The sequence below is a fragment of the Brevibacillus sp. NRRL NRS-603 genome (assembly GCF_003013445.1).
Taxonomy (GTDB): Bacteria; Bacillota; Bacilli; order Brevibacillales; family Brevibacillaceae; genus Brevibacillus; species Brevibacillus formosus.
In genome coordinates this window covers 1-16,757 of the sequence record NZ_PXZN01000009.1, presented here as the reverse complement: position 1 = coordinate 16,757, position 16,757 = coordinate 1, and the positions used below count along the sequence as shown (strand labels likewise).

15 protein-coding genes are annotated in these 16,757 nt (G+C 49.4%); all 15 read right to left on the bottom strand.

The annotated features are described in order from the left end of the window. Positions 1–28 precede the first annotated feature (28 nt). The 15 genes from C7R94_RS04845 to C7R94_RS04770 all read right to left on the bottom strand — a co-directional run bounded on the left by C7R94_RS04845 (position 29) and on the right by C7R94_RS04770 (position 16,679). On the bottom strand, positions 29–1,756 hold the full coding sequence (locus tag C7R94_RS04845; RefSeq protein ID WP_047071376.1) for an ABC transporter permease: 1,728 nt from the start codon (positions 1,754–1,756) through the stop codon (positions 29–31). Positions 1,757–1,770: 14 nt separating this feature from the next. Continuing rightward, positions 1,771–2,847 carry an ABC transporter ATP-binding protein gene (locus C7R94_RS04840; RefSeq protein ID WP_047071373.1) on the bottom strand — a complete coding sequence of 359 codons (1,077 nt, stop codon included), beginning with the start codon at positions 2,845–2,847 and terminating at the stop codon, positions 1,771–1,773. A gap of 123 nt (positions 2,848–2,970) precedes the next feature. Continuing rightward, positions 2,971–4,095 carry an extracellular solute-binding protein gene (locus C7R94_RS04835; RefSeq protein WP_106778705.1) on the bottom strand — a complete coding sequence of 375 codons (1,125 nt, stop codon included), beginning with the start codon at positions 4,093–4,095 and terminating at the stop codon, positions 2,971–2,973. A 24-nt stretch (positions 4,096–4,119) separates the two neighbouring features. Further along, complete coding sequence (locus C7R94_RS04830; protein ID WP_106778704.1) at positions 4,120–5,298, bottom strand: ROK family protein; 1,179 nt, start codon at positions 5,296–5,298, stop codon at positions 4,120–4,122. Positions 5,299–6,031: 733 nt separating this feature from the next. Continuing rightward, complete coding sequence (locus C7R94_RS04820) at positions 6,032–6,310, bottom strand: hypothetical protein (protein WP_106778703.1); 279 nt, start codon at positions 6,308–6,310, stop codon at positions 6,032–6,034. Between the two features lie 257 nt (positions 6,311–6,567). Continuing rightward, complete coding sequence (locus C7R94_RS04815; protein WP_106778702.1) at positions 6,568–7,449, bottom strand: LysR family transcriptional regulator; 882 nt, start codon at positions 7,447–7,449, stop codon at positions 6,568–6,570. A gap of 130 nt (positions 7,450–7,579) precedes the next feature. Then, positions 7,580–8,548 carry a threonine ammonia-lyase gene (locus C7R94_RS04810; RefSeq protein WP_106778701.1) on the bottom strand — a complete coding sequence of 323 codons (969 nt, stop codon included), beginning with the start codon at positions 8,546–8,548 and terminating at the stop codon, positions 7,580–7,582. A 16-nt stretch (positions 8,549–8,564) separates the two neighbouring features. Then, a complete protein-coding gene (locus C7R94_RS04805) occupies positions 8,565–9,710 on the bottom strand; it encodes a M20 metallopeptidase family protein (RefSeq protein ID WP_106778700.1) in 1,146 nt (381 codons plus the stop codon). Positions 9,711–9,726: 16 nt separating this feature from the next. Continuing rightward, positions 9,727–11,142, bottom strand: a complete 1,416-nt coding sequence (locus C7R94_RS04800; protein ID WP_106778699.1) for a YfcC family protein — start codon at positions 11,140–11,142, stop codon at positions 9,727–9,729. Positions 11,143–11,252: 110 nt separating this feature from the next. Then, positions 11,253–12,374 carry an aminotransferase gene (locus C7R94_RS04795; protein ID WP_106778698.1) on the bottom strand — a complete coding sequence of 374 codons (1,122 nt, stop codon included), beginning with the start codon at positions 12,372–12,374 and terminating at the stop codon, positions 11,253–11,255. A 33-nt stretch (positions 12,375–12,407) separates the two neighbouring features. Continuing rightward, the gene (locus tag C7R94_RS04790; RefSeq protein WP_106778697.1) at positions 12,408–13,457 is read right to left on the bottom strand and encodes an ornithine cyclodeaminase family protein; all 1,050 of its coding nucleotides are present in this window, start codon (positions 13,455–13,457) and stop codon (positions 12,408–12,410) included. A gap of 130 nt (positions 13,458–13,587) precedes the next feature. Next, entirely contained in the window at positions 13,588–14,319 is a 732-nt protein-coding gene (locus C7R94_RS04785) for an IclR family transcriptional regulator (RefSeq protein WP_047071356.1), read from the bottom strand. 27 nt (positions 14,320–14,346) lie between these two features. Continuing rightward, positions 14,347–15,036: an amino acid ABC transporter permease gene (locus C7R94_RS04780; protein WP_106778696.1), complete on the bottom strand. Its 690-nt coding sequence runs from the start codon at positions 15,034–15,036 to the stop codon at positions 14,347–14,349. A gap of 65 nt (positions 15,037–15,101) precedes the next feature. Beyond that, positions 15,102–15,914, bottom strand: a complete 813-nt coding sequence (locus C7R94_RS04775) for an ABC transporter substrate-binding protein (RefSeq protein ID WP_106778695.1) — start codon at positions 15,912–15,914, stop codon at positions 15,102–15,104. A gap of 42 nt (positions 15,915–15,956) precedes the next feature. Continuing rightward, a complete protein-coding gene (locus tag C7R94_RS04770) occupies positions 15,957–16,679 on the bottom strand; it encodes an amino acid ABC transporter ATP-binding protein (RefSeq protein WP_106778694.1) in 723 nt (240 codons plus the stop codon). Positions 16,680–16,757 lie beyond the last annotated feature (78 nt).

Genomic DNA, 16,757 nt, shown 5'->3' with positions numbered 1-16,757 from the left:
CCCTCCTTTTTCACGAAGGCATCCAGCTTTACACGGCAGTTCCCGCTTTATCTCCGGTCAGTTTTCTGGAGATGAACAACACGATGATGATGACCACGATTTGCAAGACACCATAAGCGCAAGCGGTGCCGAATTCATTACTGTACATGCGTTGGAATACCGCGACAGACAATGGCGTTGTCTTCGGTGTGAAAATCAGAATCGAAGCCACGAACTCCCCGATACACTGAACAAATGCCAAAAGCGTACCTGCAAGAATTCCACCCCACGCCATCGGGAACACGACACGCCTGAAGCTGTACCACCAGGAAGCACCCAGATTCCGCGCTGCCTCCTCGACAGATGGGTCCATCTGCATCAAAGTCGCATTGGTAGAGCGAAACACAAGTGGCAGATGTCGGACAAAATAAGCCAACGGGATAATCCAGAATGTTCCGATCAAAACCTGTCCAAAGCTGAATGCATTCGGCTCACTGAACGCTGCAATCAGGTTGATCGCCACGACTGTCCCTGGCAATGCCCATGGCAGCATGATCAACACATCAAGAAGCGTTTTCCCGCGAAACTTGAGCCGAACCATGGCATAAGCCGCAGCTACACCGAAAATGACGATCCCGATTACCGCGATCGCAGACAACTGCAAGCTGTTCAGAATCGGACGCCATGTCTTGCTATCCGTGAACAAATCCATGTAATGCGACAAGGTATACTCAGGTGGTAATATTTGCACCGTCCAGGTACCATCCACTGAGAAGGAGATGAGTACCAATACGAGAATTGGCAGCATCAGAATGATTGTACCGATAAATGACAGCACAATCGTGGTGTAGCGTCCCGCTTTGCTCTTGATCTCGGTACGATGCACGCTGACCCCTTTGCTCAGGTTCTGGTAGTTGCGCGCGCCTTGGTACCAACGCATGATCAAAAGAAAAGCAACAGAAACAATCGAAAGAATCGTAGACTGTGTCGCAGCCATGTCCAAATCTCCATTGGTGCGAGACAGATAGATTTGCATCGTCATCGTCCGGTCAATGCCGAAAATGAGTGGCGCCGTATAAGAAGCCATCGAAATCATGAAAACCAACAGAGAAGACGCGACCATGGCTGGCGTGAGCATTGGCAATATAATGCGCCGCCAAACGGTAAAGCGATTCGCTCCAAGACTGGCTGCCGCCTCTTCCAAGGACGGGTCGAGTCCCTTGATTGCTGCTGTTGCTGTCATGAAGAAATAGGTGTACATCGTAAACGTATGAACGACGACCACACCCCAAATTCCTTTTAACGAGAAAGGAACCTGGGCAAGCCCGAACAGCTCTTTGATCGCCCGTGGGATAATTCCGCTCTCTCCGTACAAAAAGGTAAACGAGAGAACGCCAATGAGCGGAGGCAACGCCATCGGAACCAAAGCCAGCACAGAGAGAATTTTTCGTCCAGGAAACTCATAGCGCTCCAATAAAAACGCCATCGCAACCCCGACAATTCCGCACGTAATGACACTCAGAACCGATATGTAGATACTGTTCCACAACGCTTCCAGGTTAGCGGTATGCTCCAGACTGAAGAAGCGAATGTAGTTTTTCCACGTAATTTCCTCATCGATTTTGATACTCGCAACGAACGTTTCGAACAATGGATAAACGACATAAGCCAACAATATTAAAAAGAGTGGCGATACCAGCACGTAGACGAAGGCGGGTGAAGCGGTGATGGACTTTCGTCTGGCTGCTGTCGGCGCTTGCTGCAACTCTGCTCTCAAAAGCTTCTTCCCCCTTATCCGGCAAAATAAATGCTCTCTTTCGGTATATGTAGGCCGATGGCATCGCCGCGCTGTTTAATCGGTCGTCCCAGGTTGATGGACATGCTGCGCAGGCTCTCCGTTCCTACTTCCGTGACGTAATTGACACACGCCCCTGTAAATTCAGACATGACAACAGAGCCTGTCACTACATTTTGTCCCTCGTTGCCTGTACTCTCCAGAACGGATTCAGGACGAATGGACATCGTTACTTTCTCCCCAACTGACAGCTGTGCACGTGGCGAGGCATTTTTCTTAAATCCGCTGAGCATTTGTCCAGAAGCTGTGCGAACCAGCACTTCATCGCCGTCAAACCCTGTAACTGTACCTTCCCACAGATTCGTCTCGCCAATAAAAGAAGCGACAAAACGGTTTACAGGACGATGGTAAATCTCATGCGGTGTCCCGATCTGCTGCACTTCTCCGCCTTGCATGACCATAATCCGATCTGACATGGACATGGCTTCCGCCTGATCGTGTGTAACGTAAATCGTCGTAATCCCCAGCTCCAGCTGGAGTCTCTTGATCTCGAAGCGCGTCTCTTCACGAAGCTTCGCATCCAGATTGGACAGCGGCTCATCCAACAGCAGAATCTGCGGCTCGATGACCAGCGCCCGTGCCAGTGCTACCCGTTGCTGTTGTCCCCCGGAAAGCTGATCAATGCGGCGTTCGCCATAGCCTTCCAGACGGACCAGCTTCATGATCCGTTCTACGCGCTCTTTTGCATCTGTTTTGTTCACCTTCCGAACCTGCAAGCCAAACGCGATATTTTCAAAAACAGTCATATGCGGGAACAACGCGTAGTTTTGGAATACCATCCCGGTATTGCGCTTGTGGGGAGGAAGAGAAGTAACCTCCTGTGATCCAAAGCGGATATGGCCTTCCGTTGGATAATAAAAGCCGGCAATCATGCGCAGGGTAGTCGTTTTGCCGCAGCCACTCGGACCGAGAAAAGTAAAAAACTCTCCTGATTCGATATGAATGTGCACATCTTCGACCCCTTTTGCTTGGCCAAACCTTTTGTGAACGTGATCAAGTGTTACGCTGCTCATCGGGTTGTGTTTCCTCCTTCATCGCAAGTCATTTCAAGCTGCGTCCGTATAAAAACAACTTCTATAAGTGACTAGACGGAAAGGACAACTCCTTCCCGCCTAGCTGCTTCGAAAAACCCTTCCTTACTTCTTGCCTTTCCCCTTGATGTTTTCATCCCAATGCTGCATCCACTCTTTTTCTTTTTCAGCCATGACAGCCCAATCGAGTTCCATTGGCTTCAGCTCGAGATTTTTCATGAAGTCTGGCAGTTCGTCCTTGCTGATGTCTGTACGAGATGGGAACTGGAAGCGCTCCTTCGCCAATTGGGCAGCCATTTCAGGACTCATCAAGAATTCCATAAACTTTTTCGCTGCATCCAGGTTTTTCGCGCCTTTTACCAGAGCCACGCCGTCAACAAGAATCGGTGCTCCGCTCTTCGGATAAATGAAGTCATACGGATGGTTGTTCTTTTTGCTTTGGATCAGAACGTCTTGGAGGTTCCACAAGGAGATGACGCCCTCTTGACGATCCAGCTTCAGATACAGGTTTGTCGGGTCTTGTGTGTACTCTTTTGTATTGGCATCGAGCTTGGTCAGCCATTCAAAACCTTTTTCAGGAGTATCCGCCCCTTGACGGAAGATCATTGCGGAATAAATGGTACGCATGGTGCCGGACGGCAGTACGTTTCGGATCACGATCTTGTCTTTGAATTTCGGATCGATCAATTCGTCCCAATCTTGCGGCGCTTCTTCTGGCTTCAGCACCTGCGAGTTGTACATGATGACCTCTGGCAAAAGCATTTCGCCGTACCAGCGATCTTGCGGATCTTTGTACAAATCTGGAATCTTGTCTGCAAAAGTCGGCTTGTAAGGCTCCAGCAGATCTTCATTGGCTGCTGTCGCTAGAGCAGATTGTGTACCACCCCACCAGAAGTCAGCCTGTGGGTTCGCCTTCTCTGCACGAACGCGCTCCAAAATTTGTTGGGCACCCATCTCGAGTGTTTCCACTTCAATGTTCGGGTACTTTTCTTTGAATTTTGGCAACACGATTTCAAAAATGTTTTTGTCCCGTCCGGTGTAAATCACCAGTCTTTGTGGGTCACCCGATGAATCAGCAGGTTGAGCAGCCGTGCCCGATTGGCCGCCTGCGCTGTTGTCGGCAGGCTTTGCTTCCTGTCCTCCACTGCCGCAGGCAGCTACAGTCAGAGCCAAGGAGCTGACAAATACGCCTTTCATCCATGTTTTCAGCTTGCTAGTTGTCTTCTTCAAAACGAACTCCCCCTCTTGTTCTTCTCACTCTTTGTCAAGCAGTCGTGTGAAAGGAAACGCTTCCAAAACACTGTGGACAGCACCAATTAAACCAGCTCGCTCCCCCAGACTTGCTTTTTCAAGATTAGGCACCTCGGGCACCCATTCTCTCAGCCATTCGTGAATTTGCTTCACCCCTTCACCATCGACATGGACCATCTCCCCGCTCAGGATCAATATTTCCGGGTTCAAAATACTGATGATGTTCGCCATTCCGTACGCCCAATGTCGATACACATCCGCAAGAAGCTCCTTTGCTTGTGCATTTTGTTTGGCGTGCCGGATCAGCTCTTCTATGACACTCGACCCTTCCTGAAGGTCAGAGAGAAATCCCTTAGCCTGTTCTTGGATGCCCGGAATCGAATAATGCGTCTCAAACACGCCTGACGCGCCATTCGGGCGATTATGTACCGGGCCGATCATCATGAAGCCGATTTCTCCTGCTGCCTCACGACTCCCCCGATAAAACTGTCCATCCAAAATGATCCCGGCCCCAATCCCCGTTCCTACGTACATGTAGACGACGTTGGTATGGCCGACCCCTGCTCCACGAACGTACTCGCCCAGTGTCATCATATTCACGTCATTGTCGATAATGACGGGCAGTCCGAGTCGCGCTTCGATGGTCTGTTGAATAGGTGAACCCATCCAGCCTGTGCTGGGTGAAAAGCTGACGGTTCCACTGCCACGCTGTGTGACGCCTTGCAAACCGACGCCCATTCCGAGCAGGCGCTCTCGCGGGATTCCACTTTCAGACAACAAGCGATCCAGTCCGGCTGCCAAATCTTCGATGACCGTTTCGCCATTCGCTGGTTGCGCTAGCCGTTTGCGATAGCGAGCCAAGAACTCGCCTTTCATATCTGCGATGGCCATGTCCAGGGTAGAGCCTTCAAAAATTGCGCCGGCAATGGCGTAGGCCTGATAGTTGTACTCCAACAAAATCGGCTTGCGGCCGCCTTTGGAATCGCCCATTCCTACTTCTTGCAGGAGTCCTTCCTGGATCATTTCATCTACGAGGGCAGAAACACATGGACGGCTGAGCTGTGTCTGTTTGGAGATATCCGCACGGGAAATCTGCCCGTGCAAGACGACCTGCTGCAATACTTCTTCTTTATTCAGTTTTTTCACGAGTTTGCTGTTACCTGTTTTTTTGGGAGCTTGCACGCTTCATCGATCACCGCCACACAGTTAGTTAACATTACTAACAAAGATAACCAAATTATAGACAGGGTGGCACCTAATAGTCAAACAATTTACATTTGTCTTTCAGATATTTTTTAGTTTTTTTAGTGTACATATCCCTTGTTAAAAAGTACTAAAAATACAGTCGTCACGCTGTTGTGGTGGGGAGGAAACAGGAGAAAACGCTCAGATTCTTGTCCCACCCGCTGAGGGATTCACTGCCCGACTCCATGCAAAAAGCGAAACCGCGTCCAAAGTGGTCATTCCAGGTTGTGAGTCAGAGGTGGACGCTTAAAGGCGTGTTTCGCTTTTTGCATGGAGTCTCGGTCGGTGTACCAAAGATCTTCGCTGTTTTCTCCTGTTTCCTCTACGTGCTGTTAAAGTTATTCGTTTTTTAAAAGCTTGAAAAGAACGAAGAACGTAATCAGTCACGACAGAGAAGAATATTTCCAGACATAGCGACTTGTGGATTCCTACCGAGCGGAGAAGGGATTTGCGGGCAAAAGAAACGCAACCGTGCCCATACGACGAAGCGGCTACCACTTTTGCGTTTCCCCGCGAATCCCTTCGGAGCGGACAGTCTCAACCCTCAGCGGGACGAAGCACTGAGCCTAGTCTGGAAATATTCTTCTCCCCACCGCAGCCACTGTTGTCTTTCAGATATATAAAAAAGCACATCACCCTTTACAGGGGAATGTGCTTGGAACGTCCTTTATTAGTCTATGTATCCAGCGACTCCTTTTTTAATCAAGTATTCCATCTCTACATCCAGGATCTTCTCAACGGTGATCTCATCCAGCTTCACATCTGACTTACCCATGACGTAATCTACGAGATCATCAAAATCAACGTCGACATCACCTTTTGCATCTGCCTTCGCACTGTTCATGTACGCTTGCTCATGCTTGAGTACGATCCTAATTTTTTCCGGGTCTACTTTTGTTTTCGTAGCTACATGCGAAACGAGTTCGGTTTCGTTTACTTGCTTACTCATTTGTTGTCATCTCCTATTTCTCTTACCTTCTGTCATTTTACACTATCATTGCGGAAGAAAATATTGTTTCCAAGAGACAATTTGCCCTTATGTCGAGTTGGGTATTCGGCTCATAACACATAACTTGGTAAAAGTAGCGGGCATCCGCTAGCCACATTCTGTGAACCCATAAAAATGAAAGAGAAGCTAGGAAAAACGAAACTATTTTTCCCGGCTTCTTTTCTTTTTAAGGACTCTTAGACAGCCCCTTGTCATGACTACTCTTCTCTTACGGATAACCAGATGTCTTTGACGAGCTCCATGAAGGTCTGGATTGCGGGTTCTTCTCTTCGGCGCCCCAGACAGACCAGCGATGTTTCTGCTTTCTTGGAAAAGCGGTACAGCTCGATTAGCTCTCCTGTTCGAAGCTCTTTTTCCACTAGAACCTTACTGAGCAGGGCTATGCCAGTTTGATTCAGGACTGACCGTTTGATCGTTTCTTCGCTGCTACATTTAATGACAGAGGGTGGGATGTAGTTTAACTCCATCAGGCACTGGGTAATAAATTCATCGAGATTGCACCCCTCCTGATAGGACAAAAAAGGAAAGGTCACGAGTGCGTCTGCCAGTGTTTTGTCCTTCATCAAATCAGGAGAGGCAATCAAGGTAAATTGTTCTAAGTCCACGACGGTGGAATGAATACCTGGTTGCGAGGTGGTGCCCGCAATGATCCCAATATCCGCCTCGTGGGCTTGGATTTTTTTCAAAGTCTCCTGGCTGGTGCATGAAATCACCTGCAGATTGACCTGTGGATGTGTCTCCACATAAGCTTTCAGAATTTGGGGCATGTATTGGATGCAATAAAACTCCGGGGCCGCCACGACCAGCGGTCCTACAGGCATGTCTAAGTGATTAAGTCCCTCCGCCATGTGCTGAAGAACGTAGAAAAGCTGATCCGTATGCTGTTTCACTATTTTTCCGGCCGGTGTCAAAAACGTGCGCTTGCCTACCCGATTGAGCAGAGGATGTCCCAACTCCCGCTCCAATGCTTGAATCTGGAGTGTAATCGTAGGCTGGCTGTATCCGAGCTGCTCTGCAGCCTTCGTCAAGTTCAAATGCTCGGCAACGACCTGAAATGTCTTCAGATTGCGTAACTCCATGATTGATTATCCACTCCCTCACCGAACGACACCCATTCTTCGTGTACGTGCGTGTTCAAAAAGTCAGCTTTTTGAACAAACTCTGTTAGAAAAAGTGTAGCCGAGAGTGGCTCTATGTTCAACCGATACCCTATGCGTGCTTCTCTATAATCTCTGCCAGCTTGCGAGCATCTACGTTACTGCCGCTCACGATCGTCAGTACCTTTTTCCCTGCAAGATCGGGTACCGTTCCCTGCATGAGTGCAGCGATACCTACCGCCCCAGAGCCTTCCACCATCAGATGATGCTCCTTTGCCAGCCAGCTCATGGCTTGGGCAACATGTTCTTCCTCTACGAGCAGGAAGTCATCGACGATCTGAAGGGCCAATTCCAGATTGCCTTGTGTAATTCCCCCGTGAAGACCATCTGCGAGCGAATCGCTGTATACCACATCAGCCAACCGTTTTTCTCGGAACGAATAGTACCAGGGCGGAGACGCATGTGTCTGAATCCCAATCACCTGCACATCCGGATTGATTGCCTTTGCTGCGAGCGCTACTCCGCAAATTAACCCTCCGCCGCCAGCAGGTACGAGAATGACCTCAAAATCCGGCTCTTCCAAAAGAGCTTCTAGGGCTGCCGTTCCCTGCCCTGCTATGATTTCGTTGTCTTCAAAGGCGTGGACGAATGTTCGCCCAGTTTCTTTCGCCAGTTCATAGGCATATCTTTCTGCGTCATCATAGCTGTCTCCATACACGACCAACTCCGCACCGTAGCGCTTGATCCCTGCTTTTTTGGTCTCTGGTGCTGTTTTTGGCACGACGATCAAGGCCGACACCCCTCGAAGCGAAGCCGCATACGCGACCCCTTGCGCATGGTTGCCTGCTGAAGCGGTAATTACGCCCCGAGCTAGCTCCTCTTCCGTCAAGGATGCGATTTTGTTTAGCGCACCGCGCGCCTTGAATGAGCCTGTTTTCTGCTGGCATTCCAGCTTCAGCCAGACATCAGCAGCTGCGATGGCAGACAGCGCGGGTGATGAAATTAACGGGGTATGGACAACCTGCCCCTTTAGATTCTTGTGAGCCTTTACAATATCGAGAAAGGATACCGTCAACGACATGAACTACTCCTCCTTATTAAAATCTTTTCACTAATTGAATCAATAGTTCAACAGCGGTCGGAATGACATCCTCATCAATGTCAAAACGCGGATGATGATGGGGATAGCAGCTCTTTTCTCCACGCATTCCTACAAAAATAAAACTGCCAGGCTTGCGCTCCAAATAGTAAGAAAAGTCCTCGCCACCCATAACCGGCTCTACAATAGCAAGACAGCTCTCGCCAAATTGATCGGTTACGACATCAGCAACGAATCGACTCATTCGCTCATCGTTGACAACAGGCGGGGTCCCCCAATCTACCATGACTTCGGCATCTGCGCCCCATGCCGAACACAATGTCTCAATCGTCTGCTTTAGCTCGCGAGCCAAGAGTTGCCTCGTCTTTTCTGACTGCGCCCGCAATGTTCCATATAAAACGGCCTGATTCGGGATGATGTTATAGGTCGAGCCGGCTTCCATCCGACAGATGGAAATGACCGCAGGTTCGATTGGGTTGACGCAGCGCGCCACGATTCCTTGAATCGCGTTAATCACCTGACTTGCCACATAGATCGGATCAACGGTTTCGTGTGGCATCGAGCCGTGTCCTCCACGTCCGGTAATGACGATGCGCAGGTCATCAGCAGACGCCATCATCGCGCCCGTACTGATTCCGATCTTTCCTTTCTCAAGAGGCTGCCATAGATGCAGCCCAAAGACAGCGTCCACATCATCAATCGCACCCTGACGGACGATAGCTTGTGCTCCACTTGGGAGCATTTCTTCTGAGGATTGAAATAGAAAAAGCACATTTGGTGCTACGTCTGCGCGGTTTTCCGAGAGCCATTTGGCTGCCGCTAGCAAAATGGCCGTATGTCCATCGTGACCGCATACATGAGCGACACCTTCATTTTTCGAGAGATACGGCTTCTCTCCCTCTTCAACGACCGGTAGTGCATCCATATCTGCCCGTAACGCAATGGTTTTCTTGCCATCCGTCCCCCGCAACATGCCGACCACATTCGGCGGCTCACATGGAATCAGTTCCATCTTCCATTCCTGTAAATACTTCCGAACATAAGCCGCTGTCTGATACTCCTGACCAGACAGCTCTGGATATTGATGCAAGTATCGCCGTTCACTGATGGCCCATTGTGCAAGAATGGGTGTGCAGAGTGCCATTCATGATCTCCCCCCGTCAATATGGTCCATAACCAATCAGATGCGCGATAACGACTGCTACTGTCGCAATCCCGTACTGCATCAGGATCAGCGGCATAATCCATTTCATCCAGCGTAACCACGGGATGCCAGCCAAAGCCAAACCAGCCATGAAATAGCCTGATGTCGGAATAAAGATATTGGATATTCCATCCCCGAACTGATAGGCAAGAACTGCGGTTTGACGCGTAACGCCAACTAATTCTGCCAAAGGGGCCATGATCGGCATGGTCAAAGCAGCCATTCCGCTGCCGGACGGAACAATAAAGCTGATCACGGTTTGGAGGACGAGCATGCCAAACGCTGTAAGTGCACTAGGCAACTGATTCAAGACACCAGCAGAATAGTAAAGAATCGTATCGAGTATGTGACCGTCATTAAGCACCACAACAACTGCCCGTGCAACTCCAATGACCAAGGCCCCGGCTATCAGGCCAGCAGCACCTTTCATGAAGTTGTCTACCATTTCATTGATGCCGAGTCTTCCCACGATTCCGATGATAATGGCCAGCAATAGAAAGATTCCGGATAGCTCGGTGAGATACCAACCATATTGAATGACACCAAAGACCAACACGACAAAATTGAGAACAAAGCAAGTCAAGATTCCTTTATGTCTGGCCGTCAGCTTCAAATCTTCACGCAAAAGCTCAGCCGTGTTCTTCCCTTCAAACAACCCGAAGAAGCCCTGCGAACGGTCTTTTTTGACTTTCGACGCATACCGCAGGACGAATGCAGTCGATACGAAGTACATCACGACAAAAACAGCCATTCGATAACCCATTCCCGAAAAAGTGGGCAGCTCAGCGATGCCTTGGGCAACTCCCACCGTAAACGGATTCATTAGTGCAGATGTAAACCCGACCGACGCTCCTACCAGCACAATGGCAGCACCAGTCATTGCATCAAAACCAAGAGCAATCGCCAGCGGAATCATGATCGCGATGTAGGGTAATGTTTCTTCAGCCATTCCCATGAGCGAGCCGCCTGCCGCAAAAAACAGCATCATGATGGGAATCAGCCACTTCTCTTGATTCCTAAGTAGACGCGATAGCGTGACGATGAGAGCTTCAATCGCGCCAGTGGCTGTTAAAATACCGAATGTTCCGCCAATTATCAATACAAAAAAGATAATGCCTGAGGCCTCCACCAACCCGGTATGCACGCTGTTTACCAGCCCGAGCGGCTTGACTGGAGATGATTCAATCCACTGAAACGACTGTGGATCAATGACACTCCTGCCGTTTACCTCGACTCGTCCGTATTCTCCGGCAGGCAAAATATACGTCAGGATGACCGCAATCGCAATCACGCCAAAAAGTAACGCGAACACATTGACTTCCCACAGCTTCTTCTGCTTTTTCGGCTGCAAATCTACATTAAGCTGACTCATGATATCCCCCCAGTTAGGAATCGTGATCAGAAATGCCAGAATGGTAGAATTTAGGACAAGAGTGTCCCTTTGCTCTCGCCGAAGGGACACTCCTCCTCCCGTTTTATCCGTTATTTGTTTGACTCCAAAAACTCCGATACTTTTGCCAGACCCGCTTGAAGCACTTCCGTCGAGCAGGCGTACCCGATTCGTACCCACCCTTCCATGTCGAAGCAACTGCCTGGTGTCAAAAACGCCCCTGTCGTTTTAAACAGATCAATGCAAAATGTGTCCGAAGGGATATCCAGCTCGTACTTGAGCATTGCGGTTGTTCCTGCCTGCGGCTTGACGTAAGAGATCAAAGGCTCCTTCGCTACCCACTCATCGAGAATCTGCAGGTTGTCGCGCACGATCTTCAGGCTGCGCTCCATAATCTTATCGCGGTTTTTCAGTGCATGGACAGCCAGCATGTCATCCAGCATCCCGCAGCTGATGGTCGTGTAATCGCGGTGCGTAAAGCAGCTTTTAATCACATCCTGAGGCGCTGCAATCCATCCCAGACGCAAGCCCGCCAATGAAAACACTTTGGACATGCTACTTGTCGCGATCCCTTTTTCGTACAAGTCGACGATAGATGGCACCACAACCTCCGGGTCTTGGTGCAAATTTCGATACACCTCGTCACACAGCAGGTAGGCATCAACGGAGCGGGCAATCTCTACGATTTCTCGCAGCAATCCTTCACCCATCAAAGCTCCGGATGGATTGTTCGGATTGTTGATACAGATCAGCTTGGTCTTGTCTGTAACGAGCGAGCGCAGCTCATCCAGATCAGGCAGAAAATCATTTTCCGGCAAAAGTCTGAGCAGCTTGACTTGTGCTCCGAACGACTCCGGTACCGAATAAATTTGCTGGTAGGTCGGATGAACGGTAATGACTTCGTCACCAGGCGCAACGAGCGAGAACAAGGTGAGAAAATTCGCTCCAATCGCCCCGTTCATCGCCAAAATGTTCTCTGGCTTCATCGTTTGATACATACTCGCGACGAGGCTTCGGAATTCCGGCGAACCCTCAATATGACCATACGTCAGCTTCTTCTGGGCCATCTCGCGGAAAAAATCCTCCGGCTCATCGGAAAGGCGGATCAACTCTTCTACCGTCAGCGAATCGACGCATGTTTCGGCAATATTGTAAACAGCCTCCATCTCGTAGGCGTTCATCCATTCTTCTACTTTAAAAGGTGCAATTCTCATCGTCGTTCCTCTCCTTTTACTGTCCTTTCACTTTTACAGATCAACTATCGTACCTATACCGCGTTTATCCGCCACTTTCAAAATGTGTGCAGCTGTCAGTAAATCTTGGAACGCGATTCCGGTACTGTCAAAAATCGTGATTTCTTCTGCATGTTGTCGTCCTTGGGCATGACCGGAGATGACATTGCCGATCTCTGCTGCGATATCGTTTTCTGTTATCAGGCCCTTTTTTACAGCTACCTTTGTCTCTCCCACGCGTACAGCCTGTCCTACATCATCAACGAAGACGCGCGCTTTTACAAAAAGCCGTTCATCGATTTCCTGTTTTCCTTCCATGTCTGCCCCTATGCAGGTAATATGAGTCCCTGGCTTTACCCACTCCGCTTGGATCATCGGTTCGCGTGAAGGGGTTGCGGTGATGATAATATCTGCATTTCTAGTCGCTTCTTCGAGGTTGTCCACTGCAATAAACTGCACGTCACAACGACTGGCATAACACTCGTACTCTTCTCCTGCATATTTGGAGATGAATCTGGCCAAGAGGTTTTCCTTGATTTTGGCGGCAAAGCTTTGCGCCTTTTCTGGTGATCGCGGATGGCAGATGAACACCCGCTTGATCTCTGTCATCGTCATCAGTGTCGCCATGATTTGAAATGGAGCCTGGTGTCCCGTCCCGACAACTAGCAGATTCTCCGATTCTGGACGTGCCAAATACTTTGCACCGATGCCACCGGCAGCTCCCGTACGCATGCAAGTAATGTGCTCTCCACTCAAAATCCCCTGCGGCACGCCAGTTTGGCTGTCCAACACCATCACCGTACCCACTAATTGTGGCAGACCCTTCTTGTCATTGTCACCGAACCACGAGACGAGCTTGAGTCCAAATATATCAGCTTGCGGCATATGACCGGATTTGATATCCATGTCGGCTCTACCCTCTACGAACTCATGAAAAATGAGCGGAAACAACGTCGCCTGCTGACTCGATTTCATTTGATAGGCTTGCTCGACCACTTGAATCACGCTGGCCATATCCAGCACATCTTCCGTGGTTTCCTGATTAATGACGCGAAATGGAAACATGTCTATCTTCCCTCCCCACTGTTTCTTTCACACTAACACAGTTTTTCAGGGCGAAAAAATTGAAAGATCCAATGGTTCCTATTAAAAAAAGCAAACCCTCCACCAACAGATGCTGGAATGGAGGGTTTGCTTATGCTCCGCCGATTCTTGCCGAAATCGTCGCAGCCTGGCGTTTTACTTTTTCGATGAGCAGGGGCAATCGATCTTCTGTCACCCGAAAGCACGGGGCGTTGATCGAGAGTGCTCCCACGAGTTGATTTCCGTAGCCGACGATCGGTGCGGCGACTGCCATGGTGCCTTCCGTCTTCTCCTCGTAGCTGATGGCATAGCCACTTTTCTTGGCTTGACTCAGCTGTTCCAAAAATGACGGCTGCTTGTCTCGGGCAAGCTGGGCGGAAACGACTTTCGTAATCGCATCCTGCTTCAAATACGCGAGAATGATTTTGCTAGGGGCGCCGATTGTGAGAGGTATCCGCTCCCCCAGGTTCTCGTCTATGCGTATTTTCAGTGGACTTTCTACTTTTTCGATCGGCATCGAATCCGTCCCCGCCAATACGTTGAGGAAGATACTCTCCTCGACTTCATTTGCCAGCTCCTCCATGAAAGGTCTCGCCACAGCCCGCAGGTTCAGCTTTTCATGCAGGATAAAACCGATTTCCATCCACGTATATCCCGGCTTGTAATGCTTGGTGACTGGATCCTGCTCAACCAATCCGAACTGGATCATGGATTCGAGAAAACGGTGGAGCGTACTGATTGGTAGACCCGTTGCGCTCGCCAGCTCCGAAATCGGCCAAGCATGTTTTTCGTCTGAAATCAGTACCCGAATAATTTTCATCGCCCGTTCGACTGATTGAACCATCCTTCTTTCGTCCTCCATGACAAAAAGTTACGCTGCAACACTCGTGTTATCTTTCGCTTGTTTAGTGGGAGCTTTACCTTTGGCGAGCCTTGCTTCCAGCTTGTTGACGAAATACGAGAAGATCATGATCAGTACGAGATAGTACAACCCGACGACCATATACGTTTCTAGCTGCTTGTAGTTGGAAGCTGCTTCACCGAGACCCGTTCCCCATAAATCCTGCATTCCTACGTATGCGACCAACGACGAATCCTTCAACCCGATAATAAACTGATTGCCAAGCGATGGGATCGCCCGACGGAACGCCTGCGGCAAAATGATTCTGCGCATCGCCAGCGGGTACGACATTCCGAGTGATCGGGAAGCCTCCATCTGCCCGCGATCGATTGACTGAATGGCGCCTCGGAAGATTTCTGCAATATACGCGCCATTATGAACGGCCAACGCGATGGCCCCTGCCCAAAACTGCGACAGCGTCACCATATTCGCCAAGCCGAAGTACAGAATACAAATTTGTACGATCAATGGCGTTCCGCGAATGACGGTAATGTACACATGTGCGATGTAGTTCAATACTTTGGAATCGGATATTCGGAAAAAGGCAATGACAAGACCTACCACACAACCGAGCATCAGCGCAACTGCCGTCAACTGTACCGTGAGCCACGTCGCTTTTAGAAAAAGGGGATAACTGGATAGAAAAATATCAATAATCACGTTCAATCCTCCTCACATGAAGCGTTAAAAAGGGGGGCGTCCATCACGGACACCCCGTTGCCCACTTACTGTTTTTGCAGGATATTGCGGCCAAACCATTTTTGGCTGATCTTTTCATAGGTGCCGTCTTTGACGATCTCGTCCAACGCCTTGTTGATCCGCTCCACTGCCTCTTGGTCACCCAAGCGCACAGCGATTGCTTGCTCGTCAAAGCTGAGCGGCTCGCCTACATCTATCACTTTTCCGCCGCCTTCTTTAATGAAACGCAAGCCTACTACCTGGTCGGTAATCACTGCATCGAGACGCCCTGTCGGCAAGTCCAGCAAAGCGGTAATATCGCTATCATACTGAGTGATTTTGTCTTCATCAGTCAGCTTTTTCGCCCAATCCAAGTAATTCGATGCTTTTACGACTCCGATCTTTTTGCCCTTCAAATCCTCTTTGCTCTTGATGGTGGTATTGCCTTCTTGCACGAAAATTTGCGAACCGGAACGATAGTATGGATTGGTAAACAAAACAGCTTTTTGACGTTCAGGTGTGACGGTCAAGCTCCCAATGACAGCATCGTATTTTTTCGCGTCCAGACCAGGGATGATCGTTTCGAATGGATTGGTGATCGGCACTGCGTTCATGCCCATTTTTTCTGCCAGCGCTTGTCCAATCTCTACATCAAAGCCAGTCAGTTGCCCGTTTTCCTTGAAGCTAAACGGCTTGTACACGCCACTCATGGCGTACGTAAAATCTTTCTTTCCACCGTCTCCAGAAGCTTGTCCGCCTGCTGCCGGTGCACTTTCCTGTGATCCACAAGCAGAGAGCAACAACGAGCCTACTAGAACAGTGGACAACAAAATTCCGGACCATTTTGCACGTTTTTTCATTGGTGATTCCCCCTGTTTTATTCTCTTTATATAGTGAATGGTTTAGCGGATGCTGCCTAAAAACTGCTTGGTACGATCATGCTGCGGGTTTTCAAAGAATTCTCTTGGCGGTCCTTGCTCCAGGATTTGCCCATCGTGCATGAACACCGCCCGATCTGCTACTTCACGAGCGAACCCCATTTCATGCGTCACCACGATCATTGTCATTCCTTCTTTGGCGAGCTGCTTCATGACCTGTAGCACTTCACCGACGAGCTCGGGATCGAGTGCAGAGGTAGGCTCATCAAAGAGCATGATCTTCGGTTTCATCGCAAGCGCCCGGGCGATGGCAACCCGCTGCTTCTGTCCACCCGAGAGCATGTCTGGGTAGACATCGGCTTTATCCTGCATATTCACTTTTTTCAGGAGCTCGTACGCTAATTGTTTGGCTTCTGCTGCATTCATGCCTTTGACGTGAACAGGTGCCTCGATCACGTTTTCCAAAACAGTCTTGTGCGGAAACAGATTAAAGTGCTGAAAAACCATGCCAACCTCGGCGCGGAATTGATTCAGATTCGTCTTGTGTGGATCAATCTGCTGACCACCGATTCGAATCTCTCCGCTGTCATAAAATTCCAGAAAATTCAAACATCGAAGTAAAGTACTTTTGCCTGAACCACTGGCTCCAAGCAAGACGACAACTTCTTTTTCTTCCACCGTGAGCGTAACGCCCTTCAACACGGTTAACGGGCCAAAAGATTTGACAAGCTGCTTAACCTCAATCATCCTGCTATCCCCCATTTATCTCCCGGATGAATTGCGTATCAGTTTTTCCGAATATCGGAAATGATTTCTGATTTAAAT